Annotated in this window: 19 protein-coding genes and 4 pseudogenes; 6 read left to right on the top strand and 17 right to left on the bottom strand. The window is 63.5% G+C overall.

Translation table 11 applies throughout. The annotated features are described in order from the left end of the window. Window positions 1-78 precede the first annotated feature (78 nt). From H7V21_RS09030 to H7V21_RS16000, 12 genes and pseudogenes are all read right to left on the bottom strand, one after another. Entirely contained in the window at window positions 79-1,257 is a 1,179-nt protein-coding gene (locus tag H7V21_RS09030; RefSeq protein WP_188053201.1) for a glycosyltransferase, read from the bottom strand. Between the two features lie 2 nt (window positions 1,258-1,259). Further along, complete coding sequence (locus H7V21_RS09025) at window positions 1,260-2,102, bottom strand: WecB/TagA/CpsF family glycosyltransferase (protein WP_223177010.1); 843 nt, start codon at window positions 2,100-2,102, stop codon at window positions 1,260-1,262. Window positions 2,103-2,109: 7 nt separating this feature from the next. Continuing rightward, complete coding sequence (locus H7V21_RS09020) at window positions 2,110-3,054, bottom strand: GDP-L-fucose synthase family protein (RefSeq protein ID WP_188053197.1); 945 nt, start codon at window positions 3,052-3,054, stop codon at window positions 2,110-2,112. Between the two features lie 11 nt (window positions 3,055-3,065). Next, window positions 3,066-4,043, bottom strand: a complete 978-nt coding sequence (locus tag H7V21_RS09015) for an NAD-dependent epimerase/dehydratase family protein (protein ID WP_188053195.1) — start codon at window positions 4,041-4,043, stop codon at window positions 3,066-3,068. Continuing rightward, the gene (locus tag H7V21_RS09010) at window positions 4,040-5,377 is read right to left on the bottom strand and encodes a nucleotide sugar dehydrogenase (RefSeq protein ID WP_188053193.1); all 1,338 of its coding nucleotides are present in this window, start codon (window positions 5,375-5,377) and stop codon (window positions 4,040-4,042) included. Before H7V21_RS09010 ends, H7V21_RS09015 begins: the two co-directional genes overlap by 4 nt. A gap of 87 nt (window positions 5,378-5,464) precedes the next feature. Then, on the bottom strand, window positions 5,465-6,730 hold the full coding sequence (locus H7V21_RS09005) for a hypothetical protein (protein WP_188053191.1): 1,266 nt from the start codon (window positions 6,728-6,730) through the stop codon (window positions 5,465-5,467). Window positions 6,731-6,743: 13 nt separating this feature from the next. Further along, window positions 6,744-8,957, bottom strand: a complete 2,214-nt coding sequence (locus tag H7V21_RS09000; RefSeq protein WP_262503794.1) for a GumC family protein — start codon at window positions 8,955-8,957, stop codon at window positions 6,744-6,746. A 25-nt stretch (window positions 8,958-8,982) separates the two neighbouring features. Then, on the bottom strand, window positions 8,983-9,657 hold the full coding sequence (locus H7V21_RS08995; RefSeq protein WP_262504082.1) for a polysaccharide biosynthesis/export family protein: 675 nt from the start codon (window positions 9,655-9,657) through the stop codon (window positions 8,983-8,985). A gap of 87 nt (window positions 9,658-9,744) precedes the next feature. Next, window positions 9,745-11,205 carry an O-antigen ligase family protein gene (locus tag H7V21_RS08990; protein ID WP_188053187.1) on the bottom strand — a complete coding sequence of 487 codons (1,461 nt, stop codon included), beginning with the start codon at window positions 11,203-11,205 and terminating at the stop codon, window positions 9,745-9,747. Between the two features lie 51 nt (window positions 11,206-11,256). Next, the gene (locus H7V21_RS08985; RefSeq protein WP_188053185.1) at window positions 11,257-11,829 is read right to left on the bottom strand and encodes a recombinase family protein; all 573 of its coding nucleotides are present in this window, start codon (window positions 11,827-11,829) and stop codon (window positions 11,257-11,259) included. A 393-nt stretch (window positions 11,830-12,222) separates the two neighbouring features. Then, window positions 12,223-14,574, bottom strand: a pseudogene (locus H7V21_RS16005) (Tn3 family transposase); the annotation flags it as partial. Window positions 14,575-14,754: 180 nt separating this feature from the next. Then, window positions 14,755-15,189, bottom strand: a pseudogene (locus tag H7V21_RS16000) (DUF4158 domain-containing protein); the annotation flags it as partial. Between the two features lie 137 nt (window positions 15,190-15,326). On the opposite strand from H7V21_RS16000, the pseudogene H7V21_RS08975 reads away from it, so the two are divergent. From H7V21_RS08975 to H7V21_RS08960, 4 genes and pseudogenes are all read left to right on the top strand, one after another. Beyond that, window positions 15,327-15,927, top strand: a pseudogene (locus H7V21_RS08975) (recombinase family protein). Between the two features lie 26 nt (window positions 15,928-15,953). After that, on the top strand, window positions 15,954-16,937 hold the full coding sequence (locus H7V21_RS08970) for a hypothetical protein (protein WP_188053183.1): 984 nt from the start codon (window positions 15,954-15,956) through the stop codon (window positions 16,935-16,937). Window positions 16,938-16,990: 53 nt separating this feature from the next. Further along, window positions 16,991-17,671 (top strand): ATP-binding cassette domain-containing protein, encoded by a 681-nt coding sequence (locus tag H7V21_RS08965; RefSeq protein ID WP_262503791.1) that lies wholly within the window; start codon window positions 16,991-16,993, stop codon window positions 17,669-17,671. Window positions 17,672-17,716: 45 nt separating this feature from the next. After that, window positions 17,717-18,013 carry a WGR domain-containing protein gene (locus H7V21_RS08960; protein WP_188053181.1) on the top strand — a complete coding sequence of 99 codons (297 nt, stop codon included), beginning with the start codon at window positions 17,717-17,719 and terminating at the stop codon, window positions 18,011-18,013. Between the two features lie 56 nt (window positions 18,014-18,069). On the opposite strand, the gene H7V21_RS08955 is transcribed toward H7V21_RS08960, so the two are convergent. The 5 genes and pseudogenes from H7V21_RS08955 to H7V21_RS08935 all read right to left on the bottom strand — a co-directional run bounded on the left by H7V21_RS08955 (window position 18,070) and on the right by H7V21_RS08935 (window position 20,660). Further along, complete coding sequence (locus tag H7V21_RS08955) at window positions 18,070-18,360, bottom strand: ribbon-helix-helix domain-containing protein (RefSeq protein ID WP_188053179.1); 291 nt, start codon at window positions 18,358-18,360, stop codon at window positions 18,070-18,072. Then, window positions 18,357-19,009: pseudogene (parA, locus tag H7V21_RS08950) on the bottom strand (ParA family partition ATPase). Before parA ends, H7V21_RS08955 begins: the two are co-directional and overlap by 4 nt. A gap of 133 nt (window positions 19,010-19,142) precedes the next feature. Then, on the bottom strand, window positions 19,143-19,457 hold the full coding sequence (locus H7V21_RS08945; RefSeq protein ID WP_262503790.1) for a type II toxin-antitoxin system RelE/ParE family toxin: 315 nt from the start codon (window positions 19,455-19,457) through the stop codon (window positions 19,143-19,145). A gap of 14 nt (window positions 19,458-19,471) precedes the next feature. Continuing rightward, a complete protein-coding gene (locus tag H7V21_RS08940; RefSeq protein WP_188056448.1) occupies window positions 19,472-19,744 on the bottom strand; it encodes a type II toxin-antitoxin system Phd/YefM family antitoxin in 273 nt (90 codons plus the stop codon). A gap of 256 nt (window positions 19,745-20,000) precedes the next feature. Continuing rightward, the gene (locus H7V21_RS08935; RefSeq protein WP_262503789.1) at window positions 20,001-20,660 is read right to left on the bottom strand and encodes a helix-turn-helix domain-containing protein; all 660 of its coding nucleotides are present in this window, start codon (window positions 20,658-20,660) and stop codon (window positions 20,001-20,003) included. Window positions 20,661-21,012: 352 nt separating this feature from the next. On the opposite strand from H7V21_RS08935, the gene H7V21_RS08925 reads away from it, so the two are divergent. Further along, complete coding sequence (locus H7V21_RS08925; RefSeq protein ID WP_188053174.1) at window positions 21,013-21,567, top strand: pyridoxamine 5'-phosphate oxidase family protein; 555 nt, start codon at window positions 21,013-21,015, stop codon at window positions 21,565-21,567. Beyond that, window positions 21,567-21,770, top strand: coding sequence for a DUF2007 domain-containing protein (locus H7V21_RS08920; RefSeq protein ID WP_188053172.1), 204 nt, complete (start codon window positions 21,567-21,569; stop codon window positions 21,768-21,770). The genes H7V21_RS08925 and H7V21_RS08920 overlap by 1 nt, the downstream gene beginning before the upstream one ends. Window positions 21,771-21,850: the final 80 nt, after the last annotated feature.

Raw genomic sequence — 21,850 nt, 5'->3', positions numbered from 1 at the left:
GGTTTGCGAAAACCGCCCGTGCATTGGTCGATCCGTTGCTGCGCAGACCGATCGCGCGGTTCCATGCGGCAGGCAGCGCTACGTCGCCTCCCGCATGGCGTCCCTGTAGATAGCGACGAGCATCTCCAGATTACGCTCTGGCGAAAGATCCCGAAGGTATCGCCGACGCGCATTCGCGCCCATCGTCTGCAGCCGGTCGGGATTTGCCAGCATCGCGCGCGCTGCGGCGGCGAGCGCAGCGGGATCGCCGGGCGCGAAATGTGCACCTTCAATCTCGGACGTGACGATTTCCCGCAGCGCGCCAATGTCCGATGCGAGGATAGGCTTACCCATCGCCATCACCTCGACAACCGTCATCGGAAAATTCTCATACCAGAGCGATGGCACCACGACGAATGCGGCTTGCGCGATCTCCGCAAACACTTCCTCGCGCGAGCGGCGTCCAAGGAATTGGACATGGGGAGGCGCCATTTCGCGCAGCATCGCGCCCTCGGGCCCGTCGCCCACGATCCGCAGAGGTGCGTCCACCTCGCGCCACGCCTCCACCAACGTCTTCACACCCTTTTCGACACTGAGGCGCCCTATGAACAGCGCGGCCTCGGCGGGTTGCAGCCCTACCTGGCCGCCGGCCAGGGGGTCGGGTACAAAATTGGGTTTCACAGTCACGCGCTCGACCGGAAGCCCCGCCGCCAGCAGCTTCTGCCGGGAAAAGTCGGTCAGCGCGACGAAGCGGGTCACCTTGTTTCGCCATGTGCCAGCAGCCTGATGATAGCCGATTGAGGCGGCGAGCGTCATCGATCCGAACAACGAATTGCGATAGCAACGATGCAAGACGGCATGCAGCGCCGATTTCTCCAGACAATCCTCGCAAGGCTTGCCATCGCGGAACAGGAAAGCGTTGGCGCAGGCCACGCGGAAATTGTGCAGCGTCCAGACTGCGGGGACGCCGGCTTCCCGGCACGCGTCGAAGATCGACGCGCTGAGTGTCGGGAACATGTTGTGGACATGCACGACATCGGGGCGCGCCTCCGCCAGCACCCGCTTCAACCGGTCACGGGCATAAGGATTATAGATGGTCAACGCAGCGGTCTTCGCCTTCGCGACGACACCGGTGATGTGCTCATTGTCCGCCGCCAGAAACGTGACATCATGGCCGGCGGCGCGGAGCAGTCCGATCTCCGCTTCAACGACTGAATCCTCTCCGCCATATTGCTGATAGCGATTGTGGACGACCAGGATCCGTAATTGGTCGGGCATCACTACGATTTCTGCAGGCTCGCCGCTGTTACACGAAATAGGAATTTGGGCGCCATCACCAGATAGCGGCGCCACAGGCGGCGCGGCTCGCTGCCGAGCCTATGCAGCCATTCCAGGCCGCTATCCTGCATCCAGCGAGGCGCGCGCTGGACCTCGCCGGCATGGAAATCGAACGCCGCGCCAACGCCAATAAGCACCTTGCCAGCAAGCGCCTCACGGTTCGCGTCCATCCAGAAATCCTGCCGCGGAGTCGACATGCCGATCCAGACGATATCCGGCTCGGTGGCAAGGATTTGCTGCAGATGGCTCCCGCGCGCTTCGTCGGAAAGCGTGCCGAACGGCGGGGAAAATGTTCCGACGATCTGAACTCCCGGGAATCGCTTGCGAAGATTCTCCGCCATTCGGTCCGCAATGCCTTCCTTCCCGCCGAACAGGAAGTGCCGGATCGGCTTGTCTTGCGTCGCGCGACAGACATGTTCGACCAGACTGGGGCCAGGGACGCGCGCGGTTTGATGCCCGCGCATTCGGCTCACCAACGCAAGCGGCATGCCGTCCGGAGTAATCATGCTGGCACGTTCATGCACGGCCTGAAGCGCGGGATCTTCCTCCGCACACATGATACCATGGACGTCACGGACGCACACCATCGCCGAAGTGCCCTGCTCCGCCCATCCCACTACCGTGTCGACGGCGACCGTCATGTCGATAAGGCTGACCGGGACGGTCAGGATCCGCGTGGCGGGCAGCTTGCGCAGGCCGAACGTTCCCGGCGGGGGGGCGAGATGGCGATCACCGTGGTTGAGCTTCAACGCATAGTCGCTCGAAACGGGATTGGGGTGTGTCATCGGCGCCTCATGCGGCCAGATCGGCATGGTGTTCGAGGTACCATTGATAGGTGCGCCGAATGCCGTCCTCTAGCGACACCTGCGGGCGCCAGCCCATCGCTTTCAGCCGGTCGGCGGACATCAGCTTGCGCGGCGTTCCATCAGGCTTGCTCAGATCGCGCTCCACTTCGCCTTCAAACCCGACAATGTCGCAAACAAGGCGCGTGAGATCGTAGATCGGAATATCCTCCCCCGATCCCGCGTTCACATGCTCCGCGCAGGAATAGTGATTCATCAGAAACACACAGGCGTCGGCGAGGTCGTCGACATACAGGAATTCGCGGCGGGGACTGCCCGAGCCCCAGATGGAAATGGCATCGGCCCGGCTTCGCTTCGCCTCATGCGCCTTGCGGATCAGCGCCGGTAGCACATGGCTCGACTGAAGGTCGAAATTGTCGTTCGGGCCATAAAGGTTGGTCGGCATCGCCGAAATGAAATCATGCCCGTGCTGGACGCGATACGCCTCGCTAAGCTTGATCCCGGCGATCTTGGCAACGGCATACCATTGATTGGTGGGCTCGAGCGGTCCGGTGAGCAGGCTGTCCTCGCTGATCGGCTGTTCCGCGAATTTGGGATAGATACAGCTCGAACCAAGAAACAGCAGCTTCTCGACTCCGACCCGCGCCGCCGCCTCGATGACATTGGCCTCGATCATCAGATTATCGTACAGAAAATCCGCCGGATAAGTGGCGTTGGCCAGAATGCCGCCCACCTTGGCGGCGGCCAGAAAAACCGCGTCGGGCCGGCGATCCGCCATCCATGTGCGTACAGCGGCCTGGTCACGCAAGTCCGCATCCTGCCGCGTCGCGGTCAGAACCTCGCAGTCTTCCTCGGCCAGACGGCGCACGATGGCGCTACCGACAAGCCCGCGGTGACCCGCGACGAAAACCCGTTTTCCGCTCAGGCTATACATCGCAGCCCCCGTCACAGCAGTTCATTGACGTCTTCCGGACGGAGATTAGCGCAATACCATTCCGCCGTACGGCGCACACCCTCGTCAAGATCGACCTGCGGCAAATATCCCAGCGCGCGCATCTTGGCGATGTCGGGGCAGCGCCGCGGCGTTCCCCCTTCAGCGGCGGGGCCATCGAGGAGCGTGATGTCTGCGCCCAGCGCGCCGGCGACGCGCTGCGCCAGATCGCGGATCGCGACTTCCTCCATCGAGCCGATGTGATAGACATTCATCGTATCACCCGCCTGCCACATCCGCAGGATCCCGCTGACCGCGTCGTCAACATAACAAAATGCCCGTGTCTCAGTACCCGATCCCTGAAGCGTGATGCCGCGATCGCCGCGATCGCAGGCGTCCCGCACCTTGTCGATCAGCTGGGGGATCACATGCTTCCACCCCATATCGGGGCCATAGATATTGTGCGGCCGGAACACCTGCACCTTTGCCAGCTTGTCGCGACAATAATTGAAGGCGATGAGTTCCGAGATGAGCTTCGACCCTCCATAGGAATAACGCGGATTGAGCGAGTTCGGGATGATCATGTCGATCGTCTCCGGCGTCGGCACGATCGCCGGGGTCTGATAGACCTCCGCCGACGACGCGACCACCAGATCCTGCACACCGGCGTCGATGCACGCCTCGCACACAGCGATCGCGCCACGCACCCCCACATCCAGCACGAGGGCCGGCCGAGTGTAGAAATTTTCGGTGCCATTGATCGCGGCAAGATGAAATACCGCATCATGTCCGCGAAACGCCTCGACCAGAGCATCGCGGTCGCGCACATCGCAATCAACGCGGCGCAGCGGTCCTTCGACATCGTCGAGCCGGCTCGCACGTCCGCGCAGGTAATTGTCGATCGCGGTCACTTCATGCCCTTCGGCAAGCAGTTGGCGCGTGAGATACGCGCCGATAAAACCGCCGGCGCCGGTAACTGCAACTTTGCTCATCGATGGTTCCCGACCAGATTTCCAATAGTGAAATATCGATTTCTCAAAATTTCCGGTGGCTGCTGGCTAAAATTATTCCAGTAATCATATATAATAGCGCCTTGTTTCATTACGGAGAAAAGTTCGTCGACAGAAATAGACGAAAATATTGGATGATTATTGGCAATTATTACCAGGTCGGCGCCTCGGCATGCTTCTATGAAATCGTCACATACGATCAGTTCTTTTCGAACGGCTTCGAGATCTGTGCGCCGGACCATCGGATCGAAAACGCGAAGTTGCGAACAATCCCCGCTCGCCTGAAGCTGATCGATCACATGAAGCGACATGGATCCACGCAGATCATCGGTTTCCGGCCGGCCTTTGAAGGCGACGCCGCCCAGCGCGATGCGGAACGGCCCCGGAGCACGCGACTTGAGCTTGTCGAGCAGCGCCTGGACCGTTTCGGCCGGCTGTCGCTCATTGACCGCGCGTGACGCAGCGGTGATCTCCAGCGTCATGCCATGCGGCGCCACCGAGGCGAGCAGGATGTGCGGGTCCTTTTCCAAACAGGGTCCCCCGACCAGCCCGGGAAGCGCGACATCGGTGCGGCTATAGCCAAGCTTGCCAAAGCGGATCACGTCATTGGCATTTATACCGATTGCGTCGCAGGCGCGCGCGACTTCGTTGGCGAAGGCGAAACGCACGTCACGCGACGTGTTGTCGACCAGCTTGATCATCTCCGCCGTCTCCGGATCGGCGACGCGAACGATCGTGTGCGTCAGACGGCTGAACAGCGACGCCGCCAGGTCGGACGCCTTTTCCGTGACGCCGCCAACGATCTGCGGCAGCACTGCGAGTTCGCGCAGCGCGTCCCCCTCCAGCGTCCGTTCGGGGCACATCGACAGGTAATACTCCTTGCCCGATTCATCGAGGACGGGACGCACCACGCCAGTGGTGGTGCCGATACGGACGGTAGAACGCAGGATCACCGAGGCGCCATCGGTAAGATGCCCCGCGACCTGGCGCGTGGCTTCCTCGATCATGTCGAGGCGCGGCTCATGCGTGCCCTGTTTGAGCGGCGTTCCGACAGTGATGATATAGTATTCGGCCGCAGGAATATCCTCGGTAGTCGTACTGCAGGTGAGCAGGCCTCGCGAGACTACGTCGGACAGTGCCGTGTCCAGCCCGACCTCGGCAAAATGAGGTCGTCCCTCATTTGTCATGTCGACGACGCTTTGCCGCCGCTCAATGCCGTAAACACGCACATTGCGCCGTGCCAGCGCAACGGCAAGCGTCAGTCCGACATATCCCAGCCCGACAATTACAACTTTGGGTGCACTGTCATTGGTCATGCTTGTATCAGTTCCATTGCGAGCTGCGCCGTCACGGCCGGTCAGATGCGGATTGGCCGTAGCGGCCCGGTCGTGTCGGTGCCTGTCTCAGGATGGCGGCCGGGCCGATGCGCCGACGGAGTTCGAGAGAGGCTCAAGGTGAAGATCGTCGAGCCACAGCGCCGCGTCCCGCGGGCTGCCGCTTTCCGACACGAGAAGGTCGAGCGTCTGCACAGCACAGTCATTCGGGCCGACCCGAAAAGACAAGCCGAAATTCGCGCCGGCATCCCGGGGGGTGGGCAACGTGATGGAGGCTAGTTCGCCCGGGCTGCGGTAACAGCGCAGCGCCAGACGCGCATTAGCCACCGCAATCGCGTCCGGCGCGCCCACATGGCCGGTCAACCGATATTGCCCCGGCGCAAGCGTGAGAAGCTGTTGCGCGGCAAGGCCGCCACGGTCGCGCTGCACCTCGACCAACAACGCCGCGCCACCACCAGCGCCCGATGCCGCCTCCTGCCGGGCAAGGAGTTCCGGAGTGTCGGTAAACTGCCAGTCGAATGGCGGAAAATCATTCGCCGCCTCAAAGGAACCATTGCGCAAAAGCCCCACGGAACCCGGAACGGTGGCGCGATAAAAGGCTGCGGCGGTCGCATAAGCCTTCTCGTCGATGAGCCGATGCATGGCCGCTTTCAGCCATTCGCGCTCTCGCGGGACCTGGGGATTTAGCGCGAGCAGCGCAAACATGCGCGGAAAGGTCCTCGCAGGGGTCGGACTGGAAGTGATGAAGGCTGAAACATAGTCGGCCCACCATAACGGACGCCGGCGTACCATGGGTGCCAGTTCGGCGAATACAGCCGGGTCGGACGTGGCCTGTGCCAGGGTAGTCGTCAGCAACGGACGCAGGCTCCGAGAGGTGAGCATCGCGCGATCATAGTTGGCTAACGCAGATCGCACATCGCCGGCCTGTACGGCATGTTCGATCATCCAGAGATTGGTCGTCGGATCGCGCCGCGACAGCGACTGGGCGTAGGTGAAGGCACCCACTGCCCGCGCGTCATCATCGGCCATCGCCGCCAATATCCCGAGCGTCGCTGCAGCTGTTACACTCGTGGGGTCACGCTGCAATGCCCGCACCGCCAGCGCGCGAACGCGCGTCGTATCGACCCCCTCCGGATCGGCCTGAATGCTTGCGATGGCCCCACCGCCCAGGGCTTCGCTGTTCCAGCCCCAGACCGCCAGCGCGCCGGCCGGATCGGTACGCGCACGGACCTGTGCGACGGTTACGACGCTTACCAGCCACAGGAGCGCACCACCAAGGACCAGCACGATTGCGCCGCGCGCCAGCATTTTGCGGTTCATGCCCCGGTCACGCATCACCCGCATTCCACTATGTCTTGGAGCCGTCGCTCTGGCCATAGCCATAGCCATAGCCATAATCATAGCCATAGCCGTAATGAGCACGTTGCGGATCGAATTTGGTGAGCACCGCGCCGAAGATCTGCGCATTGGAATCGATCAAGCGATTGAGCGCGACACGGACCATGCTCTTCTGCGTGCCATGGGCCTCGACCACATAGACGACGCCTTCCACTCTGCTTGCGAGCAAGGGAGCGTCGGCCAGGCCCATCACCGGCGGCGCGTCGAATACGATATGATCGAACTGCTCGAGCAATTCCATCACCAGGGTATTGAACCGCTCGCCAGCCAGAAGCTCGGGCGCGCTGGGCGGCGGCGGGCCTGCAGGCATCACATGCAACCTTTCATGGCTGCTCGGCTTCACTGCCTGTGCCAGGTCGTCGCTGCCCGACAGATAATTGCTCAGCCCATGGGTGTTCGAGATGTTGAACTCATGGTGCACCGTGGGCGAGCGCATGTCCGCGTCGATCAGCACGACTCGCTTCTGGCTGCGCGCAAGCGACAGGGCGAGCGCGTAGGCACTGGTCGACTTGCCCTCTGCTGGACGGCTGCTGGTGACGGCCAGGGTGCGCGGGACACCGTGATCGGTTGCAAAGGACAGTCGCGTGCGTAGCGACACATAGGCCTCGCTGATCCCCGACTTGCGATCGTCAAGCGCCTCGAGAATGTTGGTCTCGACTGATGTGGGAATTGTACCCAGCAGCGGAACTCCAAGATCCGTCTCGACTTCGCCTGGATCGGTGATCCCCTGGTCAATCTGCTCAAGCGCCCAGGCGGCACCCGCGCCAAGCAGCAGCCCGGCCATCAACGCGAGCGCAAGATTGAGCGGAATTTTCGGGCTTGAAGGCTTCAGCGGCACTTCAGCCGCATCGACTACCGAGATATTGGTGGCGCCCACCCCTCCGGCGACTCCGATTTCCTTATATTGCTGCAACAGCGCGTCATAGAGTTGCCGATTCGTATCGGCGTCGCGCTGATAGATATTATATTGGATGCTGCGGCGACGCGAATCCAGTACGGCTTGTTTAAGCTCATCGACCCGCTTGCGCAGTTGCTGCTCACGCGCAAGGCTCGCCTCATAGGTCTGCCGGAGCGAACCCGAAATGCGGCTTTCCTCGCGCGCTATCGCCCGGTCCATCTGCGTCAACTGGCTCTGCAACGCCATTGCGGGGGGATATGTCGGCTCGAACTGAACCATCATTCGGGCATATTCGGCAGCAAGACTTGCTCGCTGCTCGCGCATCCGCGAAATGGCCTGATTCTCCAGACCTTCGGAAGATTCCCCGGCGGAAATACGCAACCTGCTCTCCGCCTCGATGCGATCCGCCGTTGCGCGCACCAGTTGCTGATTCAGGATCGCCAAATCTTCAGCGACGAGTGGCCGTTCGGTAGTGCCGCCCTCGCCGCCGGTACCACCGGTAGAGGGCAGATTTATAATCTGCTGCTGGGCCGCGTAATCGACCACCTTCTGTTCAGATTCATTGATCCGCGTCCGCAACTGTTCAATCCGGTTTTCCAGGAAGTCGCGGGCATATGCCGTGGCGTCATAACGACGCTCTAGCGTCATACGGATGAAATTTGCCGACCATGCATCGATCACGCGTTTCGAGAACTGCGGATCAGGACTTTCGAAATGAATATTGACCAGGCGAGAAAGGCGCGAATGGTCGACACTGAAATGGTCGAGCAAGATTTCCCCTGCCACCCGGATACGGGTGTCACGATCCGCTCCGACCGAATCAAGCACTTCCTGCGGAGATGCGCCGGATCCATAGCCGAACTTTTCGAAGAATTTGGCATCATCGCCAAGACGCAGTGCCTGCGCCACACGTTCGGCAAGCGATCCGGCCTGGAGAAGGCCATACTGGGTTTCGTAGAATTCCTGGTCGACACTCGCCATGGCGGCCGGATCCTGACCCACCCGGATCATCGAACTGTTCTCGCGCTGGATTTCCAGCGTTGCCGAGGCGCGATATTGCGGCGTCATCAATAGCGTCGCAACCAGACCGAGCAGCAACGCGCCGACGACGCACCCTGCGATGAGCCATTTGCGACGCCGCGCAATCGACAGCACCTGAGTGATGATTTCGGCTGCATCGGGCGCGTTCCATCGCTGCGCCGGACGATGATAGGATTCGCCGGAAACCGCATCGAACATCGGCCGGCTCGAATTCAGATGGTTCATCGGAAAATTGGTTCTCGTTCGCACGCTACTGCAAAAGAGCAATCAGCGGAGCAGATAGAAGGGCGGAGCCGGAGATGACATTGGAGAAGACGCGACGCCCTGCGGACTCCCCAACCACAACGACATCGTTCGCATATACCTCAGGATCGGGATAGATACCTTGCCGGATCGCGCGCAGATCATACAGCGCCGCCATATCCTGATCAGCGACGTGACGGAACACCACGACATAGCTGCTGTTGGCGAATTGCGACAGACCGCGCGCGGTGGCGATCGTCCGCAGCAACGTCATGCGGCCCGTCACCGGATAAAGACCGGGCTGCTGGACTTCGCCGTCCACGGTGATCATCTGATTGACCGTATCGGTATTTACGATCACCTGCGGGTCGCGCAGATGGCGCCCGCGAAGTTGGTCAGCGATGGCGTCGGCAAGTTCCGACGGCGTCTTTCCCGCCGCAACGACCGTTCCGGCGAGCGGAAGCGATATCACCCCGCTCGCGTCCACAGTCACAGTCTGCTTGAGTTCGGGAACACCATATACGTCGACCGTCACCTTGTCGAACGGACCAATTACGTATGATCGCTGTTCAAGGATGAGATCCTGACGCGTAGGCGCAGGTAATTCTCCACCAGAAACCACTTGCAAGTCTTCGCGGCCGATCAGCTTATAAGAAGAACAGCCCGAGAGCATCACTAGCATCACGGCTATTGTTGTCGCAAACTTCATCGTGGTCGGGAACCCTGGATTTCGCCGGGGTTGCCTAGCCCATCCGCAGTAAGGATGCAATTATTTCCGCTGGCGCTTCTGCCTCCCTGCCCAGCCCTGTTCGGCCGCCGCATCACCAAGCCACAGGCAGCATGTGGCGAGGACAACCGCGAGCAACGTGGTACGTAGCGGATAATCCACCAAGCTCGACGCCAGCAGCACGCCGATGCCAGCAGATCCAGCCAGTCCGGCAAGCGCCCGTGCGCCGAACGGATACGGCCCGCGGGCGACCTTGATCGTCGTGACGATCCACCACATGAGAAACGCGACCAACAGTATCGCCGCTATGATCCCGCCTTCCAGTATCAGTTCGAGCAAGTCATTATGCGCGTGATTGAAATAGGTGGGATGCAGCAGGGCATCCGGTTCGGCAATGCGATAGGCCGCGTCAAACGCGCCATATCCGGTCCCGGCAGGGAAATAATGACGTATCATGTCGAGTACCACCGGCAGCGAACGCAGTCGCTGTTCGGCATCCGCATCGAATGCCATGATCCGATCGACGGACACGGCGCGACCGAAATAGAGCGTCGCCGCAGCAATTGTTAGCAGCGCCAGGAGCGCACCCCAGCCCACCCAGGCAGGCAAGCACTGAGGACCCATCGGGCGGGGCTCGCGCGAAGTGAAGAAGAGGACCGCCGCGAGGAGCAGCATCACCGCCCCCATCACCATTCCGGTGCGCGAACCAGTCGCCAGGATTGATGGCAGGATGAGCAGCGCCGCCACCAATGCCATGGCAGCGCGCGAGCGTTCCGCATGAACATTTCGCGATGACATGCTCAGGAACACCACCAGCAATGGCAGCGCCAGCGCCAACAATGTTGCCTGATGGTTCCGGTTCGAAAAGAAGCCGACCGGGACATCCTGTGAATGGATATGGAAGAGATAAAAGGGGCTGACATCGCCGCCGGCAGACTGGAGGATACCAAGCACCGCGCTGGCTACAACGACAAGCAGGGTGATTGGAATCAATGCAAGGCGCTGGTCGCGGCGCATGGCGGCGCCTGCCAGCAGGACGGTCACTGGCGGAATGAGGGCAAAAAAGCTGTTAAGCGTGCGATCGGGAACAAGCGAAAGCGGTCGCCATGGTTGTTCCGTCTGGGCGATCTGCGCTGCACTAGCGAAAATGGCACGCCCGGGAAAGTGCATCCAAAGCGATGGCGGCAATGGGATCAGTTGCATCAGCATCAGACAGGCAAATGCAAGCAGCAATGCCACCGGAATCCGATAGCGCACCATTTCGGGAAATCCCGGTCGAACAAGTATAACGGCAATCGCAATTACCGAAACGGGGCGCAGCACCAGAAGATGCACCGTCTGCACTTGGTTGGATCCGCCGAAGAACATGCTGCACAGCAGCAGACCGATTACCACATAGAATGGAATCAGTTCACCGGGTTTTCCCCGAAATGCCGAAGTGAAACTTGCAGATTGCGCCGGACCCCGTCGGCCACGGGAAGCGCGCTTGAATGTGTCTGGCATTGGTACCCCGAATTCCGCAGATTTTCGACGCACCGTCCCTTGCCAGCAAGGTCACGAAGTGCGTTTCAGCACGCGATAGATGGTCGGCCGCGATACGGCAAACAGCTCGGCAAGGTCGCTGATAGAATATTCGCCTGTGGCATGCATGCGGCGCAGCTCGGCCTGTTGCCGGTCGCTGAGCTTGGGCTTCTTGCCGCGCAGCTTGCCCCGGGCGCGCGCGACCGCCATACCCTCACGCGTGCGCATGCGGATCAGGTCCGCCTCGAACTCGGCGAATGTCGCGAGAATATTGAAAAAGAGCCGCCCCATCGGATCGGCGGGGTCGTGTACGCTGCCGCCGATCTGGAGCCGCACTCCCCTGCCCTGCAGCAATTCGCCGATCGCGCGCGCATCGGGGACTGAGCGGGCGAGCCGGTCGAGCTTGGCAACGACCAGCGTATCCCCTGCCCGCACCGCGGCCAGCGCCTGATCGAGCCCCGGCCGTGAACGGTTGGTACCGGTAAAGCCATGATCGGTATAAATGCGATCATCGCCCACCCCCAGCGCGGCGAGCGCCGCGCGTTGGGCAGCGAGGTCCTGGCCATCGGTCGAACAACGGGCATAGCCGATCAGCGTCGCGCTCATCGCCGATATGTAACGTTCAACGCCCCGTCACTGCAAAGCAAATCGTACCGGTTAAATGAGACGAGCGGACGGCCGCAAACGGGTGATATGCGGTTGTACGCGGGCGCTGTCCGATACATGATCCCCTATCGTACAGGATCGATCGTGACGTGCGCCTTGAAATCGGCTTTCCGGTTTACGGCATCCAGGGGGGCGGTCCCGATGCTTCGCTTCCAGCGGGTCGGTCGCTGGCCCCGGCCAAAACGGCTATACAACCCTACATGTCGTCCTGTCGACATGTGCACAGTCATCGCTACACTGGTCATGGCGGTCCGATTTATTCAGTATTCCGTCACCGCCGCCGCGCCCGCCCGCTATGATGGGGTCGTCGCAGAATGTCTTTCCGAACGTACGCTAAGGGCGGGCCGCTGATCCCGTTGTCCGCAGCGGCCTGAACCGTTCGCGGGGCTTGTCGATCTCGCTCCACAGATAGTCGCCGGTGAGGCTGATATGCTCCCAGCCCAGCGGGGCGACATGGGCGAGCAGGGTCTCGGGCACGTCGATGCCACGGTCACGCAGGTGACGGGCGGCGCGATCGAGATAGACGGTATTCCACAGGATGACGGCCGAGACGATCAGGTTGAGGCCGGAGGCGCGGTGCCGCTGATTCTCGAAGGTGCGGTCGCGCAGCTCGCCCGAGCCGGTTGACGAACACGGTGCGGGCGAGCGCATTGCGGGCCTCGCCCTTGTTGAGGTTGGCGTTGGTGCGGCGACGCAGATCGGCATCGTCGAGCCAGTCGAGCATAAACAGAGTGCGTTCCACCCGCCCGATCTCGCGCAGGGCGCGAGCGACGGGGTTCTGGCGTGGATAGCCGGCGAGCTTGCGCAGCATCATCGATGCGCGGACGGTACCGGCCCGGATCGGCGCGGCGAGGCGCAGCGTCTCGTCCCAATCCTCCTCGATAGCGCGGAGATTGACTGGGCCGGCTACGAGCGGTCGTAGCGTCGGCCAGGGTGCCAGGTCGCTCATGGCGTAGAGACGGCGTTCGCCGAGGTCGCGAATGCGCAGTGCGAAGCGGAAGCCGAGCAGGTGGCACAGGCCGAAGACATGATCGACGGCGCCGGCGGTATCGGTCGCATGTTCGCGGATCGCGATGCCGCTCTCATGGTCGGGCAGGCCGTCGATGACGTGCGGCGCCTCGCCGGCATTGGCGGCGATGACCTTGCTGTGGAACGGCGCGAAACGGTCGGAGACATGGGTGTAGAACAGCACGCCCGGCTCGCTTCCGTAGCGGGCGTTGTGATCGGCGCGCGCCTCGCCACGTCCGCCCGCACGAAAGAATTGCCCGTCCGACGAGGAGGTGTCGCCCGGTCCCCACAGCCGACTGTGCGGATGGGCATGGTGATGATCGACGATCGCGGCGAGTGCGCTGGCATAGGTTTCGTCCCGGATATGCCATTCGGCGGTCCACAGCAGTCGGGCAGGGGTCAGCCCACGCGAGCTTTCCGCCATACGAGCCAGACCGATTGGTGCCGTCGGCGAGGATCGCGCCCATCAGGGCGGACTGGTCGCTCGCCGCCATGCCGGTGCGGGCATGGACGAAGCGATCGGCGAAGCCGGTCCAGGCCGCGACTTCGGCGAGCAGATCGGTGATGCGGATACGCGGCAGCAGGCCATAGAGGCGGGCCTTCAGTTCCTCCGCCTCGTCGGGTGTTGAGCGCCGCAGCGGCGAGATGGTCAGGCGGCCGTTCTCGATCGCGGCATCGGGCAGTGTTCCCTGGGCCGCGGCGGCCTCGACTTCGTCCATCCGCGGCGCAGCCGGCCGCGGTGCACGGCGATCCAGTCGGCCGCACTGCCGCTCACAGCGAGGCCGAGCTGCCCTTCGGCGCGCATGGTCGCGAAGGCTGGAGTCGGCAGAAGATAATCGTCGAGCGTGCGATAGGCGCGGCTGCCGTCCACCCAGATCGCGCCCGAGGCGAGCCGGTCGCGCAGATGGACCAGCACCGCGATCTCCCAGGCGCGCCGGTTGAACGCGCCATCGGTCGGTATGACGATGCGGTGCCACTCGGGCTTGAGGAATGACACGGGTGCCTTGCGCGGCAGGATCGTCCGGCCGTCCGCGTAGAAGGTGCGGAGCAGTTCGACCGCGCCGAGCAGCGGATCACCGGGGCGGGCCGTCCGGAAGCGGAACGAGACGAGGAAGGTCGGCAGGAAGCGGCGAACCGCCGGATAGCGTTCCACCACCTCGTCGAGGCCATCTTCGCCCGGACGGGTCAGTTCCTCGGCAGCGCGCATGCTCTGTTCGAGCGCCGGCCATCCGATCCGCTCGTCGACGAGCGCCAGCACGTTCCTCCCGGTGCTGCGTGCGTCGAGCAGCGTCCGCCCGAGGCGAATATGCAGGCGGGCGGTGTCGCGGAACAGTCGGGCCTGTTCGATCAGCCGCTCCGACCGGGTGCGATCGGCGCGTCGGAACATCGCGCCCACCAGCTTCTCGACCATCAGGATGGCGGCGTCGGTCAGCGCCACCTCCATCTCGATCGCGAAGGCGACCAGCGTGGCGAGGCGACGCCGGTCTTCGAGCCGGCTCAGGTGTTGGGCGGTCATAATCGCGGCCTGCGCGCGATCACCGCATAGCGACTGGCATGGATGCGCCGCGCCCGTTCCGCCTCGATGCCGAGGCCACGGACATGATCGAGCCGTTCAACGATCGCCCTGAGGTTGCCGGCACCGGGCGCTTCCGGCCAGTCGCGTATCCACGCCAGCGGTGAACGGGTGGGGGTTCCCCCGATCCGTAGCAGTGCATCGAGCCGCTCCACCTGGTCCGGCGTCAGGTCGCGGCCGAGACGGGCGAACGCCTGCCGCCTCGCTTCCGCGCGGGCGACCAGCGCGATCCGTTCGAGGGCCGCGGGCAGCGGCAGCACGACACCCGCCCCGCGCAACCGCTCGACCATGGCCGGGACGATGGCATCGCAGCGGTCGGTGGATGCGGCCACCTCGCTGGCGGTCGCGAAGACCATGCCGCGGTCGGCGCGCTCAAAGGTGCGGAGGCCGAGCCTGCGTTCGATCGCGGCACGACGCTCGCGTAGCGTCGTGTCACGCGCGGCATAGTCGGCGAAGGCGTCGGGCGTGCAGCCGATCTGGGTAGCCAGCACGGTGAGCATCGCCGCAGGTGGCACCTCACCGGGTTCGATCGCACGGCCGGGATGGCGGAGGTAGCCGAGTTGCACCGCATAGCCGATGCGGCTGGCGGGACGCCTTCGTCGGAACACCTCGACCAGATCGTCGGGGCCAAGCGTGTACAGCCGCTCGATCGTGGCAGGGTCCGAGGGCGGATCGAACAATGCGGCGCGCTGCGCCGGCGACAGGATGTGCGCGACCATCTTGACCCTGCTTCTTCTGCTGTCACACAATCATGCCGTGATGACGTTGACGCGACATAGCCGGAGTGACTGGTTAAGTGACAGGAAGGCCGCGCTTTGCGGCGCTGGCGTCATCTGTCACACAGACGCACGTTAAAGTGACGGCGCTGATTGGCTATGCGCGGGTGTCGAGGCGGACGGCAGCCAGGTCATCGACCTTCAGCGCGACGCGCTGGCGAAAGCCGGCGTCGATCTGGAGCATCAACTCTATACCGACGCCGCATCGGGCAAGCGCGACGATCGGCCGGGGTGGACGCCTGCATCAAGGCGCTGCGCCATGGCGATACGCTGGTGGTTTGGAAGCTGGACCGGTTGGGGCGCGACCTGCGCCACCTCGTCAATCTGGTCGGCGACCTGACCAAGCGCGGCATCGGGTTGAAGGTGCTCGCCAGCGAGGGCGCATCGATCGACACCACCACCGCCAATGGCCGACTTGTCTTCGCGATCTTCGCAGGGCTCGCCGAGTTCGAGCGTGAGCTGATCGTCGAGCGCACCAAGGCCGGCCTTGCCTCGGCGCGTGCTCGCGGGCGGAGCGGCGGTCGCCCGTTCAAGATGACGCCGGCCAAGCTGCGTCTCGCCCAGGCGGCGATGGGCAAGCCCGAAACCAAGATCGCCGAGCTGTGCGCCGAACTCGGCATCACCCGCCAGACGCTCTACCGCTTCGTCGGGCCGAAGGGTGAGTCGCGCAATGACGGGTAGCGACTGCTCGACCGGCGCAAGGCGAAATGAACCGCCTGGTTCGTCAGGATCGGCTGATCGCCTTGAATACGATCCGCGCGACGTTCGCGGGCTGGCACGACCGCGCGATCGCCGCGCTCATGCTGCTTGCTGCATTGGCCGTCGCCCATGCGTGGTTCGCCGACCGTCCCTGGAGGGTTGCGGCGTGGACGGCGCTCGGTGCGGGAACGCTGATCGGCACCGGGGCGGGACGCCTTGTCGAGGGGCGTCTTGCTTTCCATGCGTTCGACGGGTTGCTCGCGGCCGACGCCCTGCACCCGCAGACACGCCGACGCTACATGACAGCATGGCATGGCGTCGGATTGACGCTGCTGGCCGTGACGACTCTGGTCGTGCGCCCTTCGCTGCTGGTCGTCAGCGTACCCGCCTATCTCGCCGGCGTGTTGATCGCCGGACTAACGGGTGGTGTCAGGATGCCGAAACGGATCGTCGGCATGGCGCGACCGGGACGGACGCTCCGCGCATGGTCGCATCGCCCGATCGCCGGGGTAGCGGCTGCGACGGTCCTGCTCCTGCTGCTGTTGCCGGCCCGCACGCTGGGCACGAACGCGCTGATGGCGGTGGTCGGCATAGCCTCGGTGCTGCTCACCCTGACGCTGACCAGCATCGATGACGCCATCGTCCGCTTCATGACGGTCGCCGGACATGGATCGCGGCGGATTATCGTTCGCCACGCCAAGGGAATGGCGTCGTTTCTGGCTATCACGGTGCCGGGCTGCTGGGCCTGGCTCGGACCGATCGCGGGCGGCATCGTGGTCGCCACAGGGGGTGCAATGCTGTTGCTCCTGACGCTACGCGTCCTCGCCTACCGGTTGCATACCAAGCGGTTCGCCGATTTCCTCGTCTCCATCCTCGCAGGATTGCTTATGCTGGTCGCCTATTCGATGCCGGTGGCCTTGCCCGTCCTCGCGCTCGCCATGCTCTGGCAATTGCAACGCCGCGGGCGGACGAAGACGTGGCTGCTGGCATGAGCCTCCCCGTCGAGCTGACAGGCGCAATCGTCGAGCGGAGCGGATAGCGCGTCGTGCAGGACGTCGATCTGACCATAGCACCCGGATCGTGGTTCGGCCTCATCGGCGCCAACGGATCGGGCAAGACCAGCCTGCTGAGAGCGCTTGCCGGCCGGCTGCCCTTCGTCGGCGGATCATGCCGGATCGGTGGCGAGGAGCTGGTCGACGATCGTGCCGCTCGGGCGCTGCGTTTCGGCTTCTCTCCTCCTGCGGACAAGCTGCCGGATGCCTTGCGTGGCCGCGACGTTCTCGAACTTGTCGGCGGGAGCATCGATGATGTCCGCCCCCGCCTGGGAAAGCTGTATGAAGCGCTGGGCCTGGCTCCGCTGCTGGACCGCTGGATCGGCGACTGCTCTGCGGGCATGCGACAGCGGATCGCCATTGCCGCGGCTTTCGCGGGCGGTCATCCGATCGTGATCCTCGACGAGCCATTCAACTGGCTCGATCCCGTCGCGATCTTCGACCTGCGCGAGGTTCTGCGCGACATGGTCTATGCCGGCCTGACGCTCATCACCGCCCTCCACGACCTTGGCACGCTCGCCTCGGCGTGTGACGCCGGCCTCATGCTCGCCGATGGCAAGGTCGCACTGGCGCTGGATGAAGAGATGCTACGGATCGCTGCCCAGAACCCTCAGGCGTTCGAGCGGCAGACCATCGACCGCCTGCGATCGGGGTCAGCTTCGCCGAACGCTTAGCGTACGCGCAGAAAGAAATTCTGCGATGCCCCCTATGATCGAGGCATGACCCCCCCTGCCCTTCACGCCGATCGCGCTGGTTGCGGTGGATCCGGCCGGAACGATCCGGCGGGATGGTCGGTTGCTGCGCAGCATGACCTGTTCGGAATGATCGCGATCGTAACCCGCTGGGGTCGCCCGTCACGGCCCGGCCAGCAACGAAAGCATGGCTTTTCCGAGCATGGCGAGGCCGAACGCTTCGTCCGCAACGCGCTTGCCCGGCGGCGCAGCGCGCCGCGCCGGATCGGGCTATATTATCGTGCGCCGACGGACATGACGGATCGCCCGAATACAGAATGTTGATGTCGCCTCGCCGACATGTCTGCAATCCGACAAGGCGAATATCCGATCAACCGCGGCTAGTCGCTGATCGGGCTTTCGCCATATTTGCGCAGCACGTCGTTGAAAGCCTCGGCCATCAACGCCTGAAGGCTCTTGCCTTCGCGCCGCGCGAGCATGTGCATCGCGAACGACATTTCCGGGCTGAAGAAGCCGGCGATCTGCTTGCGACCCTGGCGGCTCGGCGCAACCGGCATCGTGCCGCCCGTCGGCGCCGGCGCGGCGTTGGTGGCAGCAGCGACCGATTGCGGCGCGGGATCGCTGGCAGTCCCGCGATCGCGCAGGTTGGCGAAACTCGGCTTGCGGCTCATACGGATTTCATCTTGCGCGTCGGCGTCTTCATGCCGACTTGTCTACATGTCAACTCATAGAACTGTCTAGTATCCTCGGCGGCCTTGCCCCGGGGCTCGATCTCCAGCACCTATCGTCCTTCGGCACTGGCATGACGATAGGCTGCGCGATCGGGTATCTGGACGGGGCAGGGGGGAGTGCCGAACCCGGCAACCAGCTCGCCAGCCTCCTCATAGATGCGCGGCGCGTTGGGCGACCCGGCAGTGAACACAACATAAGCCGGCTTGCGCAGCAATTGGACCAGCTTCGCGGTCGTCTGGATGGCGGCCAGATCAAATGCGCTCGGCCGGCACGGGATGAGCACCAGGTCGGCGACTTCCACGGCGGCGCGCGCCGCGCTGTCGGCATGGGGCGGCGTATCGATGACAATGAACTCCGCGCCCTGCTCGACAGCCTGCGCCACCTTGGCGGCCAGCCTGGGCGGTGGACTGTCAATCACCTCGGGCGGCGCGTCCTGGCGCCAGCTTGCCCATTGGCTGGCGGTCGCCTGGGGTCGGTGTCGAATACCAATGCCGTCTGGCCCGCTTCCTGTGCGGCAGCGGCCAGATGCAGCGCCAGCGTCGTCTTTCCCGCGCCGCCCTTCTGGCTGATCACTGCGATTACGGCCATGTTGCGCCTCTCCGCCCAGTATCGAACCATATGTAGACATGTATGCTTGTACTATAATAGACAAGAATGCACTTCGTCATGTCAACCAATGCGCAAGGCCGGCAACCGGGTCAAGCCCGGCGCCGTGCATCCCTCAACGCGCCAGCAATCGGCGTTCGAGCAGGCCGCGAAAATCACGGCGGGCATCCGCAATCAGCATCACGAACACGCGATCGTCGACAACGCGATAGAGGATTCGCCAGGGCGGATCGGAAAGCTGGCGGAATTCGGCGATTCCCAACGCCGCTAGTTCGGGCGGCACCGCGCCGCGATCGGGAAATTGGCCGAGCGTTTCGACGCGTGCCAGCATCCGGTCGAGAAAGGCGTCTCCGGCCGCAACGCCGCTGTCGCGCAGGATCCAGCGATGTATTTCATCAAGATCGCGTTCGACGCCCATGGTTAGCAGCACCGTATATCGGCGCGTCACAAACGGGTTGCGCCGCGCCGCTTCGCAATTGTCTCGGCCGCCGGGGCAACGCGGCCTTTCGCGATATCGTCATTGCCCAGTGCCAGCAGCTTGAGCAGCGCAAGCATTTCCTGCGTCGCCTCATAGCTGGCGACATCCTGCAACACGGCGCGCGCGGTACCGTTTTGGGTGATGACCATCGGTTCGCGATGATCGGCCAGGTCGCGCAGCACATCGGCGGCATGCGCCTTCAAATAGCTGACCGGCCGGATGCGTTCGCCAAAACCCATATCCCGCTCCTTGCCTGGACCATTTACGGACCGAATATAGGGAAATCTGGCATGGCCGCAAGTCTTCGGACCATTGCCGCGATCGCGGCACCGGCGAACGACGCTGACGGAAACCACTTGCTCCCGTCGGGGAGCATTGCGGCGGCATCGCCGCCGCTTCCGCCTCTGTCCATATGGGCAGTCAGTTGCGATGGGAGACGGCATTGGGACCGGGGGTGGCCGTCAGGCCCGACGCCATTGCCCGACCAGGGCAATGTCATTCTTTACCATATCCATAGGACTGAAGGAGCGGTTCTGTCTCGTTTTGAGACTCGCACGAACGTCGATCGATTGCCGCACCCAATTTGGCCAGCGCCTTGCCCAATGCACCGCCGGCGACGGTCTCCCCCAGTTCGCGACAGCTCAGCCCCGCCCGCATCCTCGCAACGGCGCGCGCGTCCTCGGCAATGTCGTGCTGCGCATCGCAGGGCAGGGGAGCGGGGCGCATCCAGCGCGGAAGGAAACGCTGCACCGATGCAGGCAGCAGCGCGCGATAGGCATTGGACGTCTGCTTGTAGCGCGGCCCCGGCCCGGCCCCGGCAATTCGGCGAAAGCGCCGCTGGCGGACCAGAAACCCCGCCGCCTCGAGCTGGGCGAGGGCACGCGCCACCGTCGCCCGACCAAGCGCCGTTGCCGATGCCAGATAGTCATAGCTCGGATAAACACGCCCGCGATTGAGCCGTGCAAGCGTCAGCAATTCCTCGAACACGCAAATGGCGGCGGCGGTGAGCGCGGCGATCGGCCGCTCGGCGGCGCGCAGGGGGCGTTCCTCTGCCCGCGCCGCCCGTTTTATCCGCCGCCCGGCATCGAGCGCGGCGCGCGCGCATTTCAGCATCCGGTCGGTCTCGCCCTTCTCCGGCGGGGCGAAAAACCGCACCTCAAACGTCCCTTCCTCGATGCTGTCGCGGCGCCGATCCCCGCCGTCATGCCGCGCGTCGGGACGTGCTCGATCGCCAGGCCCGCGGCCTCGCCCATGGTATAAGCGGTCATCTTCCATCCCCCATTGGGGCTGGGACGTCAGACAAAATGATACCGTGGCACGAAAGCGCGCAAATCCTTGCAGCGGGAAGCGTTCCGGGGTAGAAGGAGAAGCTCAGACGCCGGTGGCTGCCTCGACTACGCCCGGGTCCAGCGATAGATTGACCGCCTTGCGCTTGCCGGATGCGATCAGGTCATGCTTCATGCGCACAGGCTATGCGCATGGTTCATGCGCTTCAATCGGAGGGGGCATGGCCGAATTCTTCGATGCGCTGGACGATCGGCACATCGCCTTCGTCGCCAAACAGCCGGTGTTCTTCGTCGCCACCGCGGCGGCGGAGGCACGGATCAATCTCAGTCCCAAGGGAATGGACAGCTTCCGGGTGCTCGGTACGAACCGAGTCGCCTGGCTCGACGTCGGCGGCTCGGGGAACGAGACCAATGCCCATCTGATCGCCGACGGCCGGATCACCGTCATGTTCTGTGCCTTCGAGCAGCCGGCGCTGATCCTGCGTCTCTATGGCCGGGCGCGGCCGGTGCTTCCGCAGGATGCCGAGTGGGGCGCGCTGATACCGCATTTCGCAATGCTCGAAGGAACGCGCCAGATCTTCGACATGGCTGTCGAGCAGGTACAGACGAGCTGCGGCTGGGGCGTGCCGCTGATGACGCTTGATCGTCCGCGCGAAACGCTGTCGAAGGCGCATGCCAAGCTGAGTGCGAAGGAGCGCCTGGCGAAGTTCATGGCGCGCGATCGCAGCATCGACGGGCTGCCGGTCCGAGTGCCGACGCAAGTGCCGGCCGGCTGATGGCGCTCGCCGAGCTCGGCCGCTACAATCGTTTCGAGGCGCACCTCATCGTCGGCCGCCTCGAATCCGAGGGGATCCCGGCCATCGCCTTCGATGCCGAATCGAGCATCGCGGAAGGCAGTGCCTTTCTCATCCCGGTGCGCGTGATGGTCGATGCCGACGATCTTGCCGAGGCGCGGAGGATCGTCGACACCGCTGCCTGATTTTTGGGCACACTTTCGCAACTGCACAAAAATTTACCTTTCGCTAATCTTTCGTTGCGTCGGAAGCCGCGAAAACGCGC

It is taken from the genome of Sphingosinithalassobacter sp. CS137 (assembly GCF_014334115.1).
Classification (GTDB): Bacteria; Pseudomonadota; Alphaproteobacteria; order Sphingomonadales; family Sphingomonadaceae; genus Sphingomonas.
Note: the sequence above shows the minus strand (reverse complement) of the source record. Positions and strands in the feature narration are given on the sequence as shown.

Coding starts and splice junctions, on each gene's coding strand:
- H7V21_RS09030 (WP_188053201.1), bottom strand. CDS start 1,257: ATGCCCGACCAATTACGGATCCTGGTCGTCCACAATCGCTATCAGCAA.
- H7V21_RS09025 (WP_223177010.1), bottom strand. CDS start 2,102: ATGACACACCCCAATCCCGTTTCGAGCGACTATGCGTTGAAGCTCAAC.
- H7V21_RS09020 (WP_188053197.1), bottom strand. CDS start 3,054: ATGTATAGCCTGAGCGGAAAACGGGTTTTCGTCGCGGGTCACCGCGGG.
- H7V21_RS09015 (WP_188053195.1), bottom strand. CDS start 4,043: ATGAGCAAAGTTGCAGTTACCGGCGCCGGCGGTTTTATCGGCGCGTAT.
- H7V21_RS09010 (WP_188053193.1), bottom strand. CDS start 5,377: ATGACCAATGACAGTGCACCCAAAGTTGTAATTGTCGGGCTGGGATAT.
- H7V21_RS09005 (WP_188053191.1), bottom strand. CDS start 6,730: ATGCGTGACCGGGGCATGAACCGCAAAATGCTGGCGCGCGGCGCAATC.
- H7V21_RS09000 (WP_262503794.1), bottom strand. CDS start 8,957: ATGAACCATCTGAATTCGAGCCGGCCGATGTTCGATGCGGTTTCCGGC.
- H7V21_RS08995 (WP_262504082.1), bottom strand. CDS start 9,657: ATGCTAGTGATGCTCTCGGGCTGTTCTTCTTATAAGCTGATCGGCCGC.
- H7V21_RS08990 (WP_188053187.1), bottom strand. CDS start 11,205: ATGCCAGACACATTCAAGCGCGCTTCCCGTGGCCGACGGGGTCCGGCG.
- H7V21_RS08985 (WP_188053185.1), bottom strand. CDS start 11,829: ATGAGCGCGACGCTGATCGGCTATGCCCGTTGTTCGACCGATGGCCAG.
- H7V21_RS08970 (WP_188053183.1), top strand. CDS start 15,954: ATGAACCGCCTGGTTCGTCAGGATCGGCTGATCGCCTTGAATACGATC.
- H7V21_RS08960 (WP_188053181.1), top strand. CDS start 17,717: ATGACCCCCCCTGCCCTTCACGCCGATCGCGCTGGTTGCGGTGGATCC.
- H7V21_RS08955 (WP_188053179.1), bottom strand. CDS start 18,360: ATGAGCCGCAAGCCGAGTTTCGCCAACCTGCGCGATCGCGGGACTGCC.
- H7V21_RS08940 (WP_188056448.1), bottom strand. CDS start 19,744: ATGGGTTTTGGCGAACGCATCCGGCCGGTCAGCTATTTGAAGGCGCAT.
- H7V21_RS08925 (WP_188053174.1), top strand. CDS start 21,013: ATGGCCGAATTCTTCGATGCGCTGGACGATCGGCACATCGCCTTCGTC.
- H7V21_RS08920 (WP_188053172.1), top strand. CDS start 21,567: ATGGCGCTCGCCGAGCTCGGCCGCTACAATCGTTTCGAGGCGCACCTC.